Annotated in this window: 15 protein-coding genes; 6 read left to right on the top strand and 9 right to left on the bottom strand. The window is 43.6% G+C overall.

Annotated elements, in window-relative coordinates:
* The 3 genes from KJ365_RS16730 to KJ365_RS03110 form a co-directional block, all read left to right on the top strand.
* The coding region (locus tag KJ365_RS16730; protein WP_250883994.1) for an RHS repeat-associated core domain-containing protein at positions 1-812 on the top strand (812 nt) is incomplete at its 5' end.
* 16 nt (positions 813-828) lie between these two features.
* Positions 829-1,179 (top strand): hypothetical protein, encoded by a 351-nt coding sequence (locus KJ365_RS03115; RefSeq protein WP_214450173.1) that lies wholly within the window; start codon positions 829-831, stop codon positions 1,177-1,179.
* Positions 1,180-1,575: 396 nt separating this feature from the next.
* On the top strand, positions 1,576-4,128 hold the full coding sequence (locus KJ365_RS03110; RefSeq protein ID WP_214450172.1) for a hypothetical protein: 2,553 nt from the start codon (positions 1,576-1,578) through the stop codon (positions 4,126-4,128).
* Positions 4,129-4,142: 14 nt separating this feature from the next.
* Here the strand turns inward: KJ365_RS03110 and KJ365_RS03105 are convergent, their stop codons facing one another.
* From KJ365_RS03105 to rpe, 8 genes are all read right to left on the bottom strand, one after another.
* A complete protein-coding gene (locus tag KJ365_RS03105; RefSeq protein WP_214450171.1) occupies positions 4,143-4,949 on the bottom strand; it encodes a DUF1338 domain-containing protein in 807 nt (268 codons plus the stop codon).
* A gap of 37 nt (positions 4,950-4,986) precedes the next feature.
* Positions 4,987-6,459 (bottom strand): succinylglutamate-semialdehyde dehydrogenase, encoded by a 1,473-nt coding sequence (gene astD / locus KJ365_RS03100; RefSeq protein ID WP_214450170.1) that lies wholly within the window; start codon positions 6,457-6,459, stop codon positions 4,987-4,989.
* Between the two features lie 36 nt (positions 6,460-6,495).
* On the bottom strand, positions 6,496-7,536 hold the full coding sequence (gene astA, locus KJ365_RS03095) for an arginine N-succinyltransferase (protein WP_214450169.1): 1,041 nt from the start codon (positions 7,534-7,536) through the stop codon (positions 6,496-6,498).
* An 18-nt stretch (positions 7,537-7,554) separates the two neighbouring features.
* Complete coding sequence (locus KJ365_RS03090) at positions 7,555-8,763, bottom strand: aspartate aminotransferase family protein (protein ID WP_214450168.1); 1,209 nt, start codon at positions 8,761-8,763, stop codon at positions 7,555-7,557.
* Positions 8,764-9,096: 333 nt separating this feature from the next.
* Positions 9,097-10,311, bottom strand: coding sequence for an HDOD domain-containing protein (locus KJ365_RS03085; RefSeq protein WP_214450167.1), 1,215 nt, complete (start codon positions 10,309-10,311; stop codon positions 9,097-9,099).
* Between the two features lie 3 nt (positions 10,312-10,314).
* A complete protein-coding gene (locus KJ365_RS03080) occupies positions 10,315-10,893 on the bottom strand; it encodes an anthranilate synthase component II (protein WP_214450166.1) in 579 nt (192 codons plus the stop codon).
* Positions 10,894-10,898: 5 nt separating this feature from the next.
* The gene (gene trpS, locus KJ365_RS03075) at positions 10,899-11,906 is read right to left on the bottom strand and encodes a tryptophan--tRNA ligase (protein ID WP_214450165.1); all 1,008 of its coding nucleotides are present in this window, start codon (positions 11,904-11,906) and stop codon (positions 10,899-10,901) included.
* Between the two features lie 42 nt (positions 11,907-11,948).
* Positions 11,949-12,611: a ribulose-phosphate 3-epimerase gene (gene rpe / locus KJ365_RS03070; RefSeq protein ID WP_214450164.1), complete on the bottom strand. Its 663-nt coding sequence runs from the start codon at positions 12,609-12,611 to the stop codon at positions 11,949-11,951.
* A gap of 317 nt (positions 12,612-12,928) precedes the next feature.
* On the opposite strand from rpe, the gene KJ365_RS03065 reads away from it, so the two are divergent.
* The 3 genes from KJ365_RS03065 to KJ365_RS03055 all read left to right on the top strand — a co-directional run bounded on the left by KJ365_RS03065 (position 12,929) and on the right by KJ365_RS03055 (position 14,251).
* Positions 12,929-13,579, top strand: coding sequence for a TorF family putative porin (locus KJ365_RS03065; protein ID WP_214450163.1), 651 nt, complete (start codon positions 12,929-12,931; stop codon positions 13,577-13,579).
* A 160-nt stretch (positions 13,580-13,739) separates the two neighbouring features.
* Positions 13,740-14,039 carry a hypothetical protein gene (locus KJ365_RS03060; RefSeq protein ID WP_214450162.1) on the top strand — a complete coding sequence of 100 codons (300 nt, stop codon included), beginning with the start codon at positions 13,740-13,742 and terminating at the stop codon, positions 14,037-14,039.
* A gap of 17 nt (positions 14,040-14,056) precedes the next feature.
* Complete coding sequence (locus KJ365_RS03055) at positions 14,057-14,251, top strand: DUF2970 domain-containing protein (RefSeq protein WP_250883993.1); 195 nt, start codon at positions 14,057-14,059, stop codon at positions 14,249-14,251.
* Between the two features lie 7 nt (positions 14,252-14,258).
* Here the strand turns inward: KJ365_RS03055 and KJ365_RS03050 are convergent, their stop codons facing one another.
* A complete protein-coding gene (locus KJ365_RS03050) occupies positions 14,259-16,697 on the bottom strand; it encodes a putative bifunctional diguanylate cyclase/phosphodiesterase (protein WP_214450161.1) in 2,439 nt (812 codons plus the stop codon).
* Position 16,698: the final 1 nt, after the last annotated feature.

The following is a 16,698-nucleotide window of genomic DNA, read 5'->3' as shown; positions in this document are numbered from 1 at the left end:
GTTACACGCCGTTTGGTGAAACCTTAGATAACCCAAATGGCAATAAGGATGACCAAGGCTATACGGGGCATGTGAGTGACAGTGATACGGGGCTGATTTATATGCAGGCTCGGTATTATGATCCAGTTATAGGTCGTTTCTACTCAAATGATCCCTTAGGATTCCGTGGTGTTCATAGTTTCAATCGCTATGCATACGCGAACAATAACCCTTATAAATATATTGATCCAGATGGTCGGAATGCGGTTGCTATCGTATTTCCTGATTACAAAATATCTGTGGCAGGAACTAAAGTTAGTAACCTTGGACATGCTGGCCTATTAAATATAAATCCAGATACCGGACTCACTCGCTACTACGAATTTGGTCGGTACGGCAATGATGGCATGGTTAGAAACATTAGACTTGATAACGATGTTGTTATGTCAGGTGGCGCTCCCACTTCGGCATCACTTGCTAAAGTTTTCGCTGAGATCTCTAGTAAATCTGGTCAAGGAGGAGCAATATCCGCTGCCTATTTCTCTGGAGCTGATTTTGCTTCAATAGAAGCATTTGCAAACCCTCTTGTCGGACTTAGTGGCAGTGATGGAGGATATGGAGATTGGTCTATGTACAATAGTTGTGGAACGTTTATGCAGGATGGACTTGAGGCTGGAGGCGTTAATACACCTATGATGATAGACCCACGGCCAAACTCATATATAGGAGAGTTACAAGGTGCAAATGGTGCAACAAGTATGAGTTACTCAGGTGGCGTATTTAGAGTGAGTGGAAGAATAGAATCTCGTAAACTAGATGAAGCGTCAAACTAAGACAAGGTAATTTGAAATGGGTAAATTTACATTAATCGCATTAGTTTTATTACTTGGAATAGTAGTTGGTTGGATTTCAAATGAACGATTATCCTCTAAAGATATAACCAGTAGCATTCCAGAGAAACCTTCAACTGTGCCTGAAAGTGCGATATGGGCAGGCGGCTCCGATGGAGGGATGTGGGTAAATTGTAATAAGAGTAATTTGGATAAATTAGAGTGCCAAATATTTGCTGATGTAACAGGCGTTTTAGTTGAAGAAAGTACTTTCGCTATTCAAGACAAAGATTTTAAACCTGTTTTCTATTCTAATGGCTTACTGGAGTTCAAGGCGAGGTATAAGAGTTTAGATCTCGATAAAAACTAAATGATTTTGAATCCAACCACATCGCCTCGCACTCGCGGGGCTTTGTTTTTTGTTCTCAATTCAACTGACTTCAAGAATTAAGCTATACTGATAAAGCACTGAATCAATTATGTTTTATTAATTATTAGTATGGTTGGTAGTGTCGTTGAATGTATATGCAGGCTCGGTATTATGATCCAGTGATTGGGCGTTTCTATTCGAACGATCCGATCGGCTTTGAACTACCCGCATGTGAAGACTATTTTTTGACAAGCAGTGAAGGATTCGTAACCCAAAAATCGAGTCCGTATGAAATATTCATACACTGCCAATTTTCAAAGCTGATAATTGTTGTATCGTGAGTGCTTGTCATTTATATTTTTTGTATAAACATACGCCAAGCGATAGGAACGTATTGTGCAATGGAGGTACTTCTCTCAAAGTATTAAGCGTCAGTTAACGAAGGCGAAGCGACGAAAAATACTCCTCGGGCTCGTACATTTTGTTGTGCTAGTGAATCTTACGCCGTATGTTTTTAACCTTTCGTTGTATAGCTCGGGTAGCGATAAATACGCACCGTCTCGCTATTTCATAGACCCTGTGCGCTTTGAATATATCAATGCCGATCTCGTTGAAAACTATTTGCAAAGCCCTCCAAACGATGACCCTGAAATTGTTCTGTTAGATTCAACGTCAACACCGTTGACCAATGAAGCTGCACTTGAGATTTGCACCGAAACCGTCTTAAGTGATTATTACCACCTAGTTCAAGTGAGAACTCAGCGAGATTTACCCTCCCGATGCCTAGCTTTTCTAGATGCACAAAACCGGCAACAATCGCGTCTTGTTAAAGAGCAATATCTATCAAGTAATCCCTCGTCTGAGCAAGCCCGTGAGCTGCTTGATGCCTTTGCCATAGCATCCACTGAGTGGCTCAATCAAGCTGCAGAACCAACCGCATTGGAGGCGCTGCAAGTTAGCGCATATGCACCAGAATATTACCATGGGTTATTGGCGAATTTTAGCGCGCAACAAAGCTCACAAAACGATATCGAGCAAACCAACCCTTATTCAGCTTATCAGCTCATGCAATTTCCCTCATGGTTACTAGGGCTTATCCTCATTCTCCCTGCAATCACAATATGCTTGGTTAATCGCATGTGGTTTATGGCAGTGCTATTGTTTGCGATCCCTCTGTACAATTATGCTACGTACATCCTTTCTATGTTTAGTGAGTTTGAGCGAGGAGCTAGAATTATTTCGGTTGCAGCCGTCCAGCTCAGTGCGATTTGGCTTATTGCGACGTGCAAGCTCAGAAGCAGGGCGTTTTTCTTGTTTTTGCTTGTTGCATTTATGGGGATCTACTTTCCATATTTTGCTGCAGACTCATTTGACATTATCGATAGTCAGTATTTAGATTATTCCATTACCCAATCAACTATTTCGTTACTTATCTTTGTTACGCTATTTTGTATTGGTAGGCTTTTTGTAAAAGGCGCTCGTCAAAACTTTGCTCTTTTGAAGGGTTTTGGTTGGCTTAACAACACAAAGCTTGTCGCTCGCTCACTCTTTTTATGGCTACCTATGGCGGTATTATGTCTGCCCTTTTTCTATTTTAGCTATTATGCAATCCCTCAGGCGGTAAGCAATAATCTGCACAGTAATCATATTTTGCTTTATGACTATCAAAGTAATGACGACCTTCTAAATAACTCCCTTCAATCATCTGCTTATCATTTCGATCAGGTTAGATTGTTTTGGTTTGTTTATACTGAAAGACTAAAAGAGGAGCTAAAGAGCTCTGGTAAAAGCCTGCAAGAAATTGATTTGGCACGCTCGGTGGAGCAATATTTTGATGCTGTATTTCCTCGAGAGCTTCAATTCAAGGTGAAAAAATCAAACAGGCGCTTCGTCATTGGTACTGTTATCAATGAGGTCAATAAACAAACCCACGCGTCGTTGCAACGCTCGTATCGAACCCTTCGTACGCAAATAAAAAATAACTTAACGCGGATTGCGACAGAGCATCAAGGTTCGTTTGAAAACTTTGCAGGGGAGGTAGTGGATAAAGGCGTGAATGACATAAAAGCCTTCTATGTTAGTGGTAAATCCAATATTAGTGCTCAAGAAGGTAATCTCCAAGCATCGCTGAACGCTTTATTTAGCACGCTATTTGTTTACCATCTGTTCATGACCATCTTGTTTGTGTATGTCTGTATAAAGAGTTATTTGTATGTGTTTTCTAGAGTCAGCTTTCACCCGAAAACCGGCATTGAAGTGACCTTAGGGAGCGAAACAGAAAAAGCCAACGAAGAGCGCGGTGGGACAATTAGTGCGTTAGGCAGTCAATTTGAGCTAAAAACAGATACTCATACTCGCTATTACATATCGAGACGTTTTCAGTGCAGGGGTGCGCCGCCAAACTTAAAGTTTGTGCAAATATTAAGTGCCCCATTTAGTCGATTACTGAATGGCGCGTTAGGTTTAAACGAAATTGATGTGTACGCACATTCTCCCAATATTTCTTGCAGTTCTACACAAGGCGTTGAGTACTTTGAGTGGTCGCTTGAAGAAGATGAAAAAGTTCTGTTTGACTTAAAACATTTTGTAGGCATGACCGACACGGTGAGGCTGTCTACTTTGGTTAGCCCCAAAATATCCTCTCTGCTACTCGGTAAAATCATTTATACGCAAGCCACCGGTCCTGGCAAACTGTTGTTATTAGCCAAAGGGCGCGCTGAAATTTCAGTTGGGCAATCGACTATTCAAAGTCTGCCGCCTGAGCGTGTTATTGCGATGAGTCTGGAGACAAGAATGCATGTTGATAGTCAGTTAGACATGCTCAACATCTATTTCAGTAACGCATATATCAAGCCCCTGAAAGGCAAAATGCTGATCGACGTAGACACGCAAGGCGGAACCAAATCCGGCTCCGCCGCTTTTATACGTCACTTTTTATTGCCCGGTTGAGGCTCTCGCTTATTTTATTGAGCGTTTGTACTCTCAAAAATTTTATCGGCAGAAGCCGCTACAAAGCCTTGATAAAGCTTTCCGTCTGCCATCGGATAACGCTGGGCAAACTCGTAAAAACAGCTTGGAATGGTAAGCTCTCCGTCACTAAAGCTGACGACTGCTTTATCTGCCATGGTAGAGGATTGCGCTAAACACACATCCTCACCGCCCTTAATTTCGCCACCTGAGGTGTTTAAGGTAAAGCCATTGTCTTTTAAAATGGTGTTTACTTCAGTTAGCTCGTCAATATTGCGCAAATGGTTAACGCTCACTGTGAAGTGATTGGCGCGATAACCCCACGCAGCCATCCATGCAGCATACTCTGATTCTGCCAATAGCGTTTGGTAATCTTGCTGACTGACTTGCCAATGAGTACCTGAGTACAAAAAGTTATCTTGAGTCACGACCGATGGGTCGAGTTGGTCAACCAAGGCATGAATTAAGCCCTGCGCTTGTTGACTTAACTCATCGACTCGTAACTCGCTGATAAATACTTTTGGCTGTTCAGGGTCGGGGTGTTGGAAGTGCAGGGCACTGAGCTTTTTCGCTTCAAAGTCATATTCGCCGCCTTGAACGTACCCTACGGCTTCAAAGTGTGCCGCCAATACCTTCAGATTCACCGGAGCAAGGTTGAAAGTACGTAGCGCAATATGGTCATTCACAATATCTGAAGTGCCACTTGTATCGCACAACAAATCATGGATTTTGTGGGCAGACGGCGTAATCTTTACATAGTCTTGCCATAAGCCTTCGAATAACGCGTTAACATTCTGATGCATAGTCATTTTCTCTAAAAATATTGGGTGCTCACACCGCTTATAGATCTAAACCGGGATTAAGTGTGCCTGGTAACGCCACTTTTTCAAGTTCAACCGATGCCACTGGATATGCGCAATAATCAGCGGCGTAATAAGCGCTTGCACGGTGATTACCACTTTCACCAATACCACCAAAAGGTGCCGCGCTGCTTGCGCCGGTGATAGGGCGATTCCAGTTAACAATACCGGCTCGTATGCGCGGTAAAAAGTAATCATAATCTGCTTGGGAGTCAGCCAGTAAACCGGCAGATAGCCCAAACTTTGTATCGTTTGCTAAGGCAATAGCAGCATCGATATCAGTGTAGCGGTATACCTTTAATAGTGGACCAAAGTGCTCTTCATCTGGTACGTCGTTTGCGATGTCGGTCACATCCACAATACCCGGTGTCACAAATCCAGTTTGAGGATCGCTATGCTCAAGTGGCACGATGGAAGTAGCGCCTAGTGAAACTAAATGATCGTGGGCCTTTAACATTTGCGCGGCGGCATTAGCTGAAATCATTGCGCCCATGAAGGGTTGTTCATCAGCGTCATAATGCCCAACTTTAATCTTTTTAGTTGCACTTACCAAGGCAGACAACAGTGCATCACCCTCTGGTGTGTTTGGAATAAAGAGTTTTCTTGCACAGGTGCAGCGCTGTCCTGATGTGACAAATGCAGACTGAATAATGTCGTGCACTGCAGCGCGAGTATCTTCTACTGAGGTAACAATGAGTGGGTTATTGCCGCCCATTTCTAAAGCAAGAATTTTGCCGGGGCTGCCCGCAAACTGTTCATGCAACATTTTACCGGTGGTAGAGCTACCAGTGAAAAACAAGCCGTCGATTTCTGGGTGACTGGCTAGTGCTTTACCAGTCGTGACTTTACCTTGTACAAGGTTTAGAACGCCATCGGGGATCCCTGCTTTTTGCCATAAGCGTACCGCTAGCTCTGCGGTTAAAGGAGTAAGATCACTTGGCTTAAATACAATGGTGTTGCCTGCCAATAGCGCTGGGATTATATGCCCATTGGGCAGGTGCCCTGGGAAGTTATAAGGGCCAAATATAGCAACTACGCCATGTGGTCTATGACGAAGCATGGCACGACCTGCCGGCATGGGGTTTTCAACCGTTCCTGTGCGCTCATGATAGGCACGCTCGGAAATACCCGCTTTACCCATCATAGCACCCACTTCTGTGGCGGCTTCCCATTCGGGCTTGCCAGTTTCTTTGGCAATGGTTTTGGTGAACTCTTGTTTGTGCTCTTCGAGTAGGGCCGCAAAGCGCTTGACGATTTTCAATCGAGATTCAAATGAACTCAAAGACCAGTCAATAAACGCTTTTCGCGCAGCCAAAAGAGCACTTTCTACCTGCTCTGGGCTGGCAGCCTTGCCTTTCCAAACGCTTTGATTTTTTGCAGGGTCGATTGATTCGAAAAGTTCGCCTTCTCCGGCGGCCCAACGACCATTAATAAAATGAGTAGTGTCTTGCATATAATCCTCCTTTAGTACGCTAAATATAACGAGGCGCTATGAAAAATAAGTGGGGCTGCATGGTGCAACGCGAATCTTTGAGCCTGATTCAATCTGCAGTGCTTTGGCCGTTTCGCTGCTCACCAATGCGTCCCCTGATGCTCTTACGACAACCGGTGCAACGCACGCTCTAAAATCAACAATTTTGTCGTTTATTACGAAATACTGAGTCGCATCTTCAAAATGTGGGCTGTCATCTACAGTGACTTTCACTGCGCGGCTATTGCGCACAGTAGATATGTTAGACAAATCGGCTTCGACGGTAGGGCCGGCATCGAATATATCTACATACCCACGGTTACGAAAACCTTCTTGTTCAAGTAAGCGTAGCGCTGGACGCGTTTTTTCATGGACTTGCCCGATACACGCTTGTGCTTCTTTTGAGAGTAAGTTAACGTAGATAGGGTATTTGGGCATCAGTTCAGCAATAAATACTTTGTTACCAATACCCGTTAGATAGTCTGCAGTAGGAAAATCTACTGAGAAAAAGTGACGTTCGAGCCACTCCCAAAACGGGCTTTTGCCTTCTTCATCAGATACGCCGCGCATTTCTGCGATGACGGTATTTGAAAATCGCTCGCGGTGCTGCGCCATGAATAAAAAACGGAACTTTGATAAAAGTCGTCCGGCTTGTCCTTGGCGAGCATTCTCTTTGAGAAACAATGTGCAAATTTCACTTACACCGGTGTAATCATTGCAAAAGGTCAGTATTTCAACGGTATTGTGCACACCTAACTCGCGAGACGCATGCACGACTTTACCAACATGATAATGGTAAAATGCATCATGCAGGCCCACAGTCGCCTCAATGCCAGATGTACCAACCACCTCGCCGGTTTCTGTGTTTTCCATCACAAATAAATAGCTTTCAGAGCCCGCTTTTTGTGGGGTACTGTTAAATGCGGCTTTGGCGTCAACAATCTTTTTGCGCAAAAGCTGCTCGTTGACCGGCAAAGACGTGAAGCCTATGCCGGATTCTTGGGCAATGGTCAAAAGCGCTGGGTAATCACTGTCGGTGATTGGACGAATAACTAACATATAAAAGGCCTATTTGAATTAACTATTCGCAAGCACTTTAGCAATGCCTCGTTCGAAGCGTGCTAGACCTTCTGTAATTTCCTCGTCTGTAATTAACAGCGATGGCGCGAAGCGAATCACGTCCATACCGGCGATAAGGCACATAAGATGCTCAGCGTTTGCTGCGGTCATAAAGTCTTTTGCACGTCCTTTATACTTCTCGTTAAGTGCACAACCTAACAACATGCCTTTGCCGCGTATTTCTGAGAAAACGTCATATTTCTCATTAATTTGGCCAAGTATTTTTCTAAATAAAGCTTCTTTGTGGGCAACACCGTCTAAGATTTCAGGGTTGTTGACGATATCAAACACTTTTTCAGCTACTGCACATGCTAGTGGGTTTCCGCCGTAAGTACTCCCATGGGTCCCAGGCTTTAAGCTGGCAGATATTTTGTCGGTAGTTAACATAGCGCCCACCGGGAAACCACCACCTAATGATTTTGCAGTGGTTAATATATCGGGCGTAACGCCTAAATTCATATATTCGTAGAGCTTTCCAGTTCGTCCCATGCCCGACTGAACCTCATCAAAAATAAGCAGTGCGTTATGTTGGTCGCACAGTTCTCTGACACCTTTAACAAAAGCCGGATCGGGTACAATGATGCCGCCTTCGCCCTGCATTGGCTCCATCATGACAGCACAAGTGCGATCTGAGATAAGTTCTTTTAGTGCATCAAGGTTATTGTATTCACAATGCATTACCGCGCCTGGCTTTGGGCCGAATCCATCTGAATAAGCTGGCTGCCCACCTACAGTAACGGTGAAAAATGTGCGGCCATGAAAGCCCTTGGCAAAAGCGATAATCTGGTCTTTTTCTTCACCAAAGTGGTCAAGTGCGTATCTTCTTGCTAGTTTTAACGCGGCTTCGTTGGCCTCTGCGCCCGAATTGGCAAAGTACACTTTATCGGCAAATGTCGCGTCTACTAATTTCTTCGCTAATCTGAGCGCTGGCTCATTCGTAAATACGTTGCTCAAATGCCAAAGCTTAGCGCCTTGCTCTGCTAATACTTTTACAAGCTCAGGGTGGCAATGCCCAAGGACGTTGACGGCAATGCCGCCTGCAAAATCGATATATTCAATGTCGTTCTGATCCCATACACGCGCACCTTCGCCACGCACAGGTACCATTTCTGCTGGATTATAGTTGGGCACCATAACTTCATTAAATGTACTTCTGGTTACTTGCATAAACACCTCTAATGGCTCAATAAAACATTGTTCGCAACGCGCCCTTTAATTAAAAATCGGCCTGAATGTATCCGTAACGAACATAAAATCGACGCTTATTATGACAGAATAAATGCTGTGAGTCGCTACTATAAAAGTGCTCAAGAGCTTGTTTTTATTGTGATATGCAGATATTTGCATAGTTAATGAATAATTATATTTACCTTTATTTAACGCTTGAGCAAAGCGCGTTGTCGTTAGCAATTACGACAATGTCTTTGAGCCGGTGCGCGCTAAAAGATTCGGGCTATGCTATAAAATCAAAAAGCATATTCATGCAAAAAAATATTGGGGTTATGAGGGGGTTTGGGTATCTTCTGGAGCAGATTCTGCAATTTTCAGCTCAATCCCTGTCAAATTAATCTTGGTAACCAGCGCTACATCGTCTGATTTGATGCCAAAATTACGCAAGTAAAGCATCGACGCTTCTTTACTCATCAACTTATGAGATTGCATCATTTTAAATTGCATATACCCCTGTGCATTGAAAAGCAATTTCGTAAGGGGGTGCAGGTTGTGCTCTTCCAGAAATTTATAGCTGATGCTACGAATCGCAATATAGTCTTGAAAACCCATGCCGATGAGCAGCCATTTACATCCGAGCTTGTTGAAAATGTCGGACGTAATTTGTGACGCATGACGATTCCACAACGACATCAAATAACGATGTGAGGGCTTTAACGCAGCGAGTGCCTTGGCCTGTACGGGATTATTTCGTTTACGAGCATCAATAATTCTTTCGCGTAAGGTATCGTCAAATGAGCGTAAGTACATCGTAGCGATAATCGAGCGACCAATGTTTGAGAGTAAACCAAGGTTAAACCCAAAATGGGGCTTTATCCCACGTTTTGCTGCCAACGCTTTGGCGATGTTGCCAGTGCCGATGGTATACAACCACAGATGTTTTTGAAGATCAGGTGTGAACTCAGAGTGAGGCGGCATACAGTGTTTGGCGATTAAAACAGGGATCAAGGAGCGTAAGCTTTCAATACCGATAAAGCTTAATGCACTGCTGATGGTTTTCAATATCACAGGGTGACCTTGTGAATCCACGCGGCGATACTTCGGTTGGCGTACAAATTTGAGAATGGATATTTCAAGCCATTTAACCTGCTCGATGCACTGCACAAGGCGCGATATAGAGCAAGATTCGGTATAAAGCACATCGAGCAACTTACCAATGGCGAGGTCAAAATCCAGCACTTTGTAGAGCATGTCATCTACATCGTTAAAGCGTTTTTCGAGAGCGGGGATTAACGTGCTATGAAACTGTGATTCAATTTCATGCATGAAGTTATTTTCGGCAGTGGCGGCGACTTCTCGTTGCTTGTTTGCTAACTCTTCTACCATCAGAAGTTTTCGGCGTGATTCCGCCTGCTCTGAGTCTTCAAGCATTTTCATCATTTCGGTTTTTTGTCCCGACAAAATGATGGCCTCATCAGTCGACAGCAGCAGTTGTTCGAATCTGCCATTATAAACGGAGGCTAATTGAGAAACGCTTTTTTTCATTCACTACCCAAGTGTTAAAAAGTTTTGTAAAACCTTATGTCCAAATTCTGTTAATAAAGATTCTGGATGAAACTGCACGCCGTAAAGGCGCAGGTGATGATCTTCTATCGCCATTACTTCAGCTTCATCAAAGTCTTGGCACCATGCGCTAACGCGAAACGATGCTGGTAAGGTCGTTGGCGCCACAATTAACGAGTGGTACCTTGTTGCGACAAATCTTTCACTCACATTTGCAAACAGTCGAGAGCTTGGCTCACAAACAATATTCGATGTTTTTCCATGGCGAATATGTTTCGCACGCTCTACAGTTCCACCCATTACTTGCGCAATTGCCTGATGACCTAAGCAAACCCCTAATATGGGTACTTTGCCTTTCAACGCATCAATAGCGGCCAGCGAAATACCAGACTCATCAGGGGAGCATGGTCCAGGTGAAATGACCAAATGTTGAAAATCCATGTTCAACAAATCTTCAGTAGCAATATCGTCGTTTTTGAATAAAGTTACCGATTGATTGAGTTCTTCAAAATAACGCACTAGGTTGTATGTGAAGGAATCATAATTGTCGATTATAACGACCACGTCACTTACCTTGGCACAAAACCTAATTTGTTATACACCTTACTTAGTGTATCGGACGCAATGGCTTGTGCTTTAGCACTTCCTTGCTGCATAACGTCATGTAAGTAACTGTGGTCATTGCGAATTCGAGCGTATTCGCTTTGGATGGGCTCTAGCATTGATACCACTGCATCGGCAACGTCACCTTTTAGATGTCCATACATTTTGTCTTCGTACTCTGGCACCAAGGACTCGATAGATTTGCCTGTGGCGCACGATAGCAAAGAAAGCAGGTTGGAAACGCCGGGCTTTTCAGCAACGTCAAAATAAATGCGCGCTTGTTCATCACTGTCTGTGACCGCGCGTTTAATTTTTTTCGTGAGTTTTTTGGGGTCTTCTAAAAGGCCAATAAAATTGTTTGGATTGTCATCTGACTTCGACATTTTCTTGGTAGGATCTTGCAGGCTCATTACGCGCGCGCCAGCCTCAGGAATGAAGGGCTCGGGCATCGTAAAGACGTCGCCATATATGTTGTTAAACCGCGTAGCGATATCTCTCGTGAGTTCTAGATGTTGCTTTTGGTCTTCACCAATGGGGACTTCATTGGCTTGATACAGCAATATATCTGCCGCTTGTAGCACCGGATAGGCGTAAAGCCCCACATTAATGTTGTTGACGTTTTTTTGCGATTTGTCTTTAAACTGCGTCATTCTATTGAGCTCGCCCATTTGCGTATAGCAATTGAGCACCCAACCTAACTGCGCGTGTGCGGGCACATGCGACTGCATAAAAATGGTGCTTTTTTGTGGGTCAATACCGCATGCCAAATAGAGTGATAGGCCATCAAGACAGGCTTGTTGCAATGCTTTTGGGTCTTGGCGCACCGTGATGGCGTGTAAATCGACGATCATATACAAACAATCGTGAGTTGACTGCATGGCTACCCATTGGCGCAATGCACCCATGTAATTGCCCATGGTCAACTGCCCAGAGGGTTGGCAGCCACTTAAAACGACAGGTCTATCTGAAGACATGAATTTTCCTTGTAAAACAGCGGTAATAATTTAAAAAATAGGTTATTTAATGGCGTTCTTCATTGCCGAAATGGTTTGATGATAATCGTCACTATTGAAGATGGCTGAGCCTGCGACAAACATATCGGCACCGGCTTTTCTCACATCGGCAATGTTTTTAGTATTAATACCGCCATCCACTTCTATGCGCAGGTCTAGTTTTAACGAATCGGCCCATGCTCTAAGCGCCTTAATCTTATCTAGACTATGTTCGATGAATGCTTGACCACCAAAGCCTGGGTTAACCGACATAATCAACACATAATCAAGCTTGTGAATGACATGATCCAACACATTGAGAGGTGTCGCTGGATTTAAGGCTAATCCTACTTTGCAGCCATGCTCTTTAATGAGTTGAACACTTCGGTCAACATGCTGGCTGGCTTCGGGGTGAAAGCTAATCATGCTCGCACCAGCTTTTGCAAAGCTATCAATTAATGCATCTACAGGGCTGACCATTAGGTGTACATCAATATCGGCGGTGATCCCATAATCACGCAAGGCGCTGCAAATCATTGGTCCAAAGGTAAGGTTAGGGACATAGTGGTTGTCCATCACATCAAAATGGACAACGTCAGCTCCCGCTGCTAATACATCTTCTACTTCTTGGCCTAGACGAGCAAAATCAGCTGAGAGTATGGATGGAGCAATTAGCGGTGAATTCATACAACCTCCAATAAAAAAACGAAGTGTAACGAACTTCCTGAGATAGGCAAAGTGAAAACCCTGCCCTTTAATGGGGATAATGGCTTATTTTGGTGCAATTGGACCATTATTTACCATACTCTCTCCAATGTTAGAGCGGGCAGTCTTTAATCAAATTTATATTAAGCTCAATTAAAACAGTAAGTTAAATTTAAATTTTACCGTAATTTGTTTTCAGGCACTGCTTTTGCTAAAGCCAAAGTAACTAGCGACATAACAATAATAATAATATTGCCACGTTTTAAAAATACACTTTTTGTAAATTATGGAGAACACACATGCTAAACATCAAAAAAACGGCCATTGCGGCATCTTTATTGGCAACAACCTTTATTAGTACACAGGCGATGGCCGAAACTGAATGGTCTGCTAACATTGGCGTACTTAGTGAATATCACTTCCGTGGTATTGTTCAAAACAACAGCGCCACAGCAAACGGTGGTGTTGATGTAGAGTCAGGTGGTTTTTATGGCGGTGTTTGGGTCGCTGATGTCGGCACTGATGGCGAGAGCGGAGCGGGTCTTGAAATTGATATCTATGGCGGTTATGGCTTCGAATTTGAGAACGGATTATCGCTAGGTGCTGGCGTTACCTCGTATCAATACACAGGTGACTTCGATACTGAATATAACGAAATTAACTTATCTGCAGGCTACGGCTTTTTAAGCGTTGAATACACGCTTGGTGAAAGAGACGGTGAAAGCGATCCAGATGATTCATATACTTTCTTAGGTATTACTGCTGAAAATGGCGGCTTCTATGGCACATTTGGTGTGTTTGGTGGCGACTATGAAGGCCATTACGGTGAAGTTGGCTACGGCGCTTCATATGAAGGATTTGATTTTGGTATGGCCTTTATCAAAAGTAACAGTGATTTAGATAATGACGAGACGCTTTATTTCTCAGTCTCAAAATCATTCAGCCTATAAGTAAGCTTGCGCGCTACACAGGCAATTGCTCCTAAGCGCACGTATAAAGCTTCTGATAAAACGCCAACGTTTGTTGGCGTTTTTTATTGGGATGAAGTATTATCACAAGGTAATATTGGGATGAAGTATTATCACAAGGTAATATTTATTAGAGGTAGCTATGAGTAAGTCGAAGCATTCGTTGAAGCGTCTCATGATCACTGTGTTTGTATCGAGCTTTGTTGTCGTAACAGCAATGTATTCTATGCTAATGACAGCTAATGCACCTTGTCACAATATCACCAATGGTTATAACATTGAGACTGCTGTTTCTACTCATCAATGGCAGCGCGGAAACGCCGATGTCGACGCCTTTTGCAATCGTGATAGCCAACAAATCAACTGGGTCACCTGGTTGTTCCAACGCCCTCAGTCAGCACAGTTTCACTTTGTTGATTTATTAGAACTGCTTAACCGCTAAGCGTGAATATAACTACTATGAGCAATCGTTTTACGCGCATGTGGCGGGTCGTTCGTAGTGTGTTTGCCGCGTTTCTCGGTGTGCAAAGCCAACAGCATTATGAAGAAGATTTCACTGAAGCTAACAGTATTGTGCCCTACATCGTTGTGGGTGTGGTTATTGTTGCGCTGTTTGTGTTATCGATTGTGGGAGTTTTGAAGCTATTTATGTAGCTTTACCTTAAGAGCCAGTTGACGCTACGCCATTTTTACCTGCCGCTTGATAGAACTGATTTGATTCCAGGAATAACACAAGCTCTTGGTGAGCAATCGGACGAGATATTAAATATCCTTGAATGTAGTCACACCCAAGCAGCCTTAATTGTTCGAAGTGCGCTTCAGTTTCAGCTCCTTCGGCAACGATGGGGACAGAGAGTCCGTGCAGCATCTGTGTTAAAGAGCCGACTATACGCTGCTGTCTTGCGTCAACATCGATATTGTTCAACAACGAGCGATCTAATTTAACCGTGTTGTAAGTGAAGGCGGTCAAGTAGGAAAGCGATGAATAGCCAGCACCAAAATCATCGATAGCAATCTTAAAGCCTAGTTCTGTCGCCTGTTCAATCCATTCTTTGGCCTGCTCAAAATTGGTAATCAGAGAGGTCTCTGTGATTTCAAGCTCAATACGTTTAGCGTCGATATTACGCTCTTTGATCATAGTCGACAGTAAATACAACGCCTCATCATTAACAAGCTGAGACGGACTTAAGTTAATCGACATGATAATGTTGGTCAAACCAACACTGTCTAAATATTCCAACTCGGTAAGCACCTCACCCACGATCCATTCAAATAGCGTATTCATGTTTTCGCTTTCTTCTAATACGTCAATGAAGATGGGTGGCGGAATGTGGCCAAGTTCAGGATGTTCCCAACGGCATAACGCTTCTAGTTTTACTAACGATCGGTCGCTAGCACTGACGACGGGCTGGAACACCATGTAGAGTTGCTCGTTGGCCAAAGATGAAATGAAATCGTTTTTGATTGTGAAGCGTCGCTGCGCATTTTTGCGCATTTGTTCGTTGAAAAAGGTAAAGCAGTTCTTACCGTCTTCTTTTGCTTGATACATGGCAATATCTGCATAACGCAAAAGACGGTCCGGCTCTATGGAAGTCGCCGGCTGAAACGCGATCCCAATACTTGCGCTGATAGTGATGCTGGTATCGTAAATATGAAAAGGCGCAGAGAAAAGCTCTACGACTGAATCTGCCATAAGCTTTAAGGTATCTTGAGATGCATAGTTCGAATAACAAATGACAAACTCATCACCGCCTATGCGGTACACACGAATAAATTTATTCACCACACCTTTTAATCGATAACCAATTTTTTTGAGCATGATATCGCCGGCTTCGTGACCGAGATTGTCATTGACGGGTTTAAATCCATCTAAATCCAAGAAAAATATCGCTACGTTGGCGATATGCTCCTCTCTGTTCATATTGGCTAAATCCTCTATGAGGACATTGCGGGTATATAGGCCGGTTATGCTGTCGATAGTAGCTTGGCGCACTAAGCGCTTTTGTGAGTTGCTCAGTTCTTGCTCGTATGTCTCTAGCACGTCTATAGCGTGACGAAACTCGTCTTCTAAGTCGTCAAGCTCATCTGGCATCATTGCTTTGCGAGGCTTCCCTAATCGATAACGGGCAATGTTGTACTCTTTCGCACCGATGAGTTTAATCGCTCTTTTTAACTGGTTAATTTTAGAGATGGGAATAATCGTAAATAGAATCAAAAATAACAAGATACCAAAGGTAAGGGTAACAAAAATAATAATAACTTGTTGTTTTTGCTCTCGTTGTTGCATGAGTGTGGCCGACACATCATGTACAAACATTATGCGCAAGTCCTGTCCAACGGCGCGTATGGTTTCAAACCAAACGTAATAGTCCATGTCGGGTAGTGCTATTAACACGCCGTCTTGCTCTAGCTGTTGCAGCTGTACTTCACTTAACGGTAAGGCGAACAATTCAGCGGTGTTCTCCATACCGGTCATTACTTCGGTCGCGTAGCGCGATAAGGTATTGTTTTCTTGCGCGGTTTGTTCAAAAGGTGAAATAACACCAATATCGCTGCCCACTATAGAATTTAAAAGCATCACCGCGGGCGTTAAATCTGATAATAATGATAACGACCAAATTTGCCCCTGATAATTCACCGGTACTGATGCGGCTAATTCGCAGGTCTGATGGCATAAAATGCCAGTTTGCGGACGTCGCTGCGTCTGCACGAGCAGCTGCATCTCTTGCATATCCGCTTTAGGAAAGCGGCCAAAGGCGATGTCGGTGGTGCCGTTAGAAAACGAGAGGGAGGAGAGTGAAAAGCTCAGTTGAATCCTAGGCCAAACCGCTTCAAAGAAAGGGGTGATTTCAGACTGTTCAAGTTGCGACAAATTACTTAATAGCGCGACCTCTTCTGCTGAGAGTATATGTTCTTGCATTTCGTCTGCAAGAAGCAACCGCGTCGCCCGTAAGTGAGCTTGTTTTATGGTGCTGATGTTTTCATCTAAGGTTTGTTGTTGTTGAATAGACACAAACATATAGCTTGCGGCAAGTGCAATAATTGCAACGACCACAACCAACAACAACATCTTTGATAACAATCCACGCAGTATATTCACG

The sequence above is a fragment of the Glaciecola sp. XM2 genome, assembly GCF_018595715.1.
GTDB lineage: Bacteria > Pseudomonadota > Gammaproteobacteria > Enterobacterales > Alteromonadaceae > Glaciecola.
This window is presented reverse-complemented; position numbering and strand designations above follow the sequence as displayed.

Bases quoted from the DNA above. Each gene is read 5' to 3' on its own strand.
- KJ365_RS03055 (WP_250883993.1), top strand. From the start codon at position 14,057: ATGAGCAATCGTTTTACGCGCATGTGGCGGGTCGTTCGTAGTGTGTTT.
- KJ365_RS03090 (WP_214450168.1), bottom strand. From the start codon at position 8,763: ATGCAAGTAACCAGAAGTACATTTAATGAAGTTATGGTGCCCAACTAT.
- astA (WP_214450169.1), bottom strand. From the start codon at position 7,536: ATGTTAGTTATTCGTCCAATCACCGACAGTGATTACCCAGCGCTTTTG.
- trpS (WP_214450165.1), bottom strand. From the start codon at position 11,906: ATGTCTTCAGATAGACCTGTCGTTTTAAGTGGCTGCCAACCCTCTGGG.
- astD (WP_214450170.1), bottom strand. From the start codon at position 6,459: ATGCAAGACACTACTCATTTTATTAATGGTCGTTGGGCCGCCGGAGAA.
- KJ365_RS03060 (WP_214450162.1), top strand. From the start codon at position 13,740: ATGAGTAAGTCGAAGCATTCGTTGAAGCGTCTCATGATCACTGTGTTT.
- KJ365_RS03085 (WP_214450167.1), bottom strand. From the start codon at position 10,311: ATGAAAAAAAGCGTTTCTCAATTAGCCTCCGTTTATAATGGCAGATTC.
- KJ365_RS03065 (WP_214450163.1), top strand. From the start codon at position 12,929: ATGCTAAACATCAAAAAAACGGCCATTGCGGCATCTTTATTGGCAACA.
- rpe (WP_214450164.1), bottom strand. From the start codon at position 12,611: ATGAATTCACCGCTAATTGCTCCATCCATACTCTCAGCTGATTTTGCT.
- KJ365_RS03105 (WP_214450171.1), bottom strand. From the start codon at position 4,949: ATGCATCAGAATGTTAACGCGTTATTCGAAGGCTTATGGCAAGACTAT.
- KJ365_RS03115 (WP_214450173.1), top strand. From the start codon at position 829: ATGGGTAAATTTACATTAATCGCATTAGTTTTATTACTTGGAATAGTA.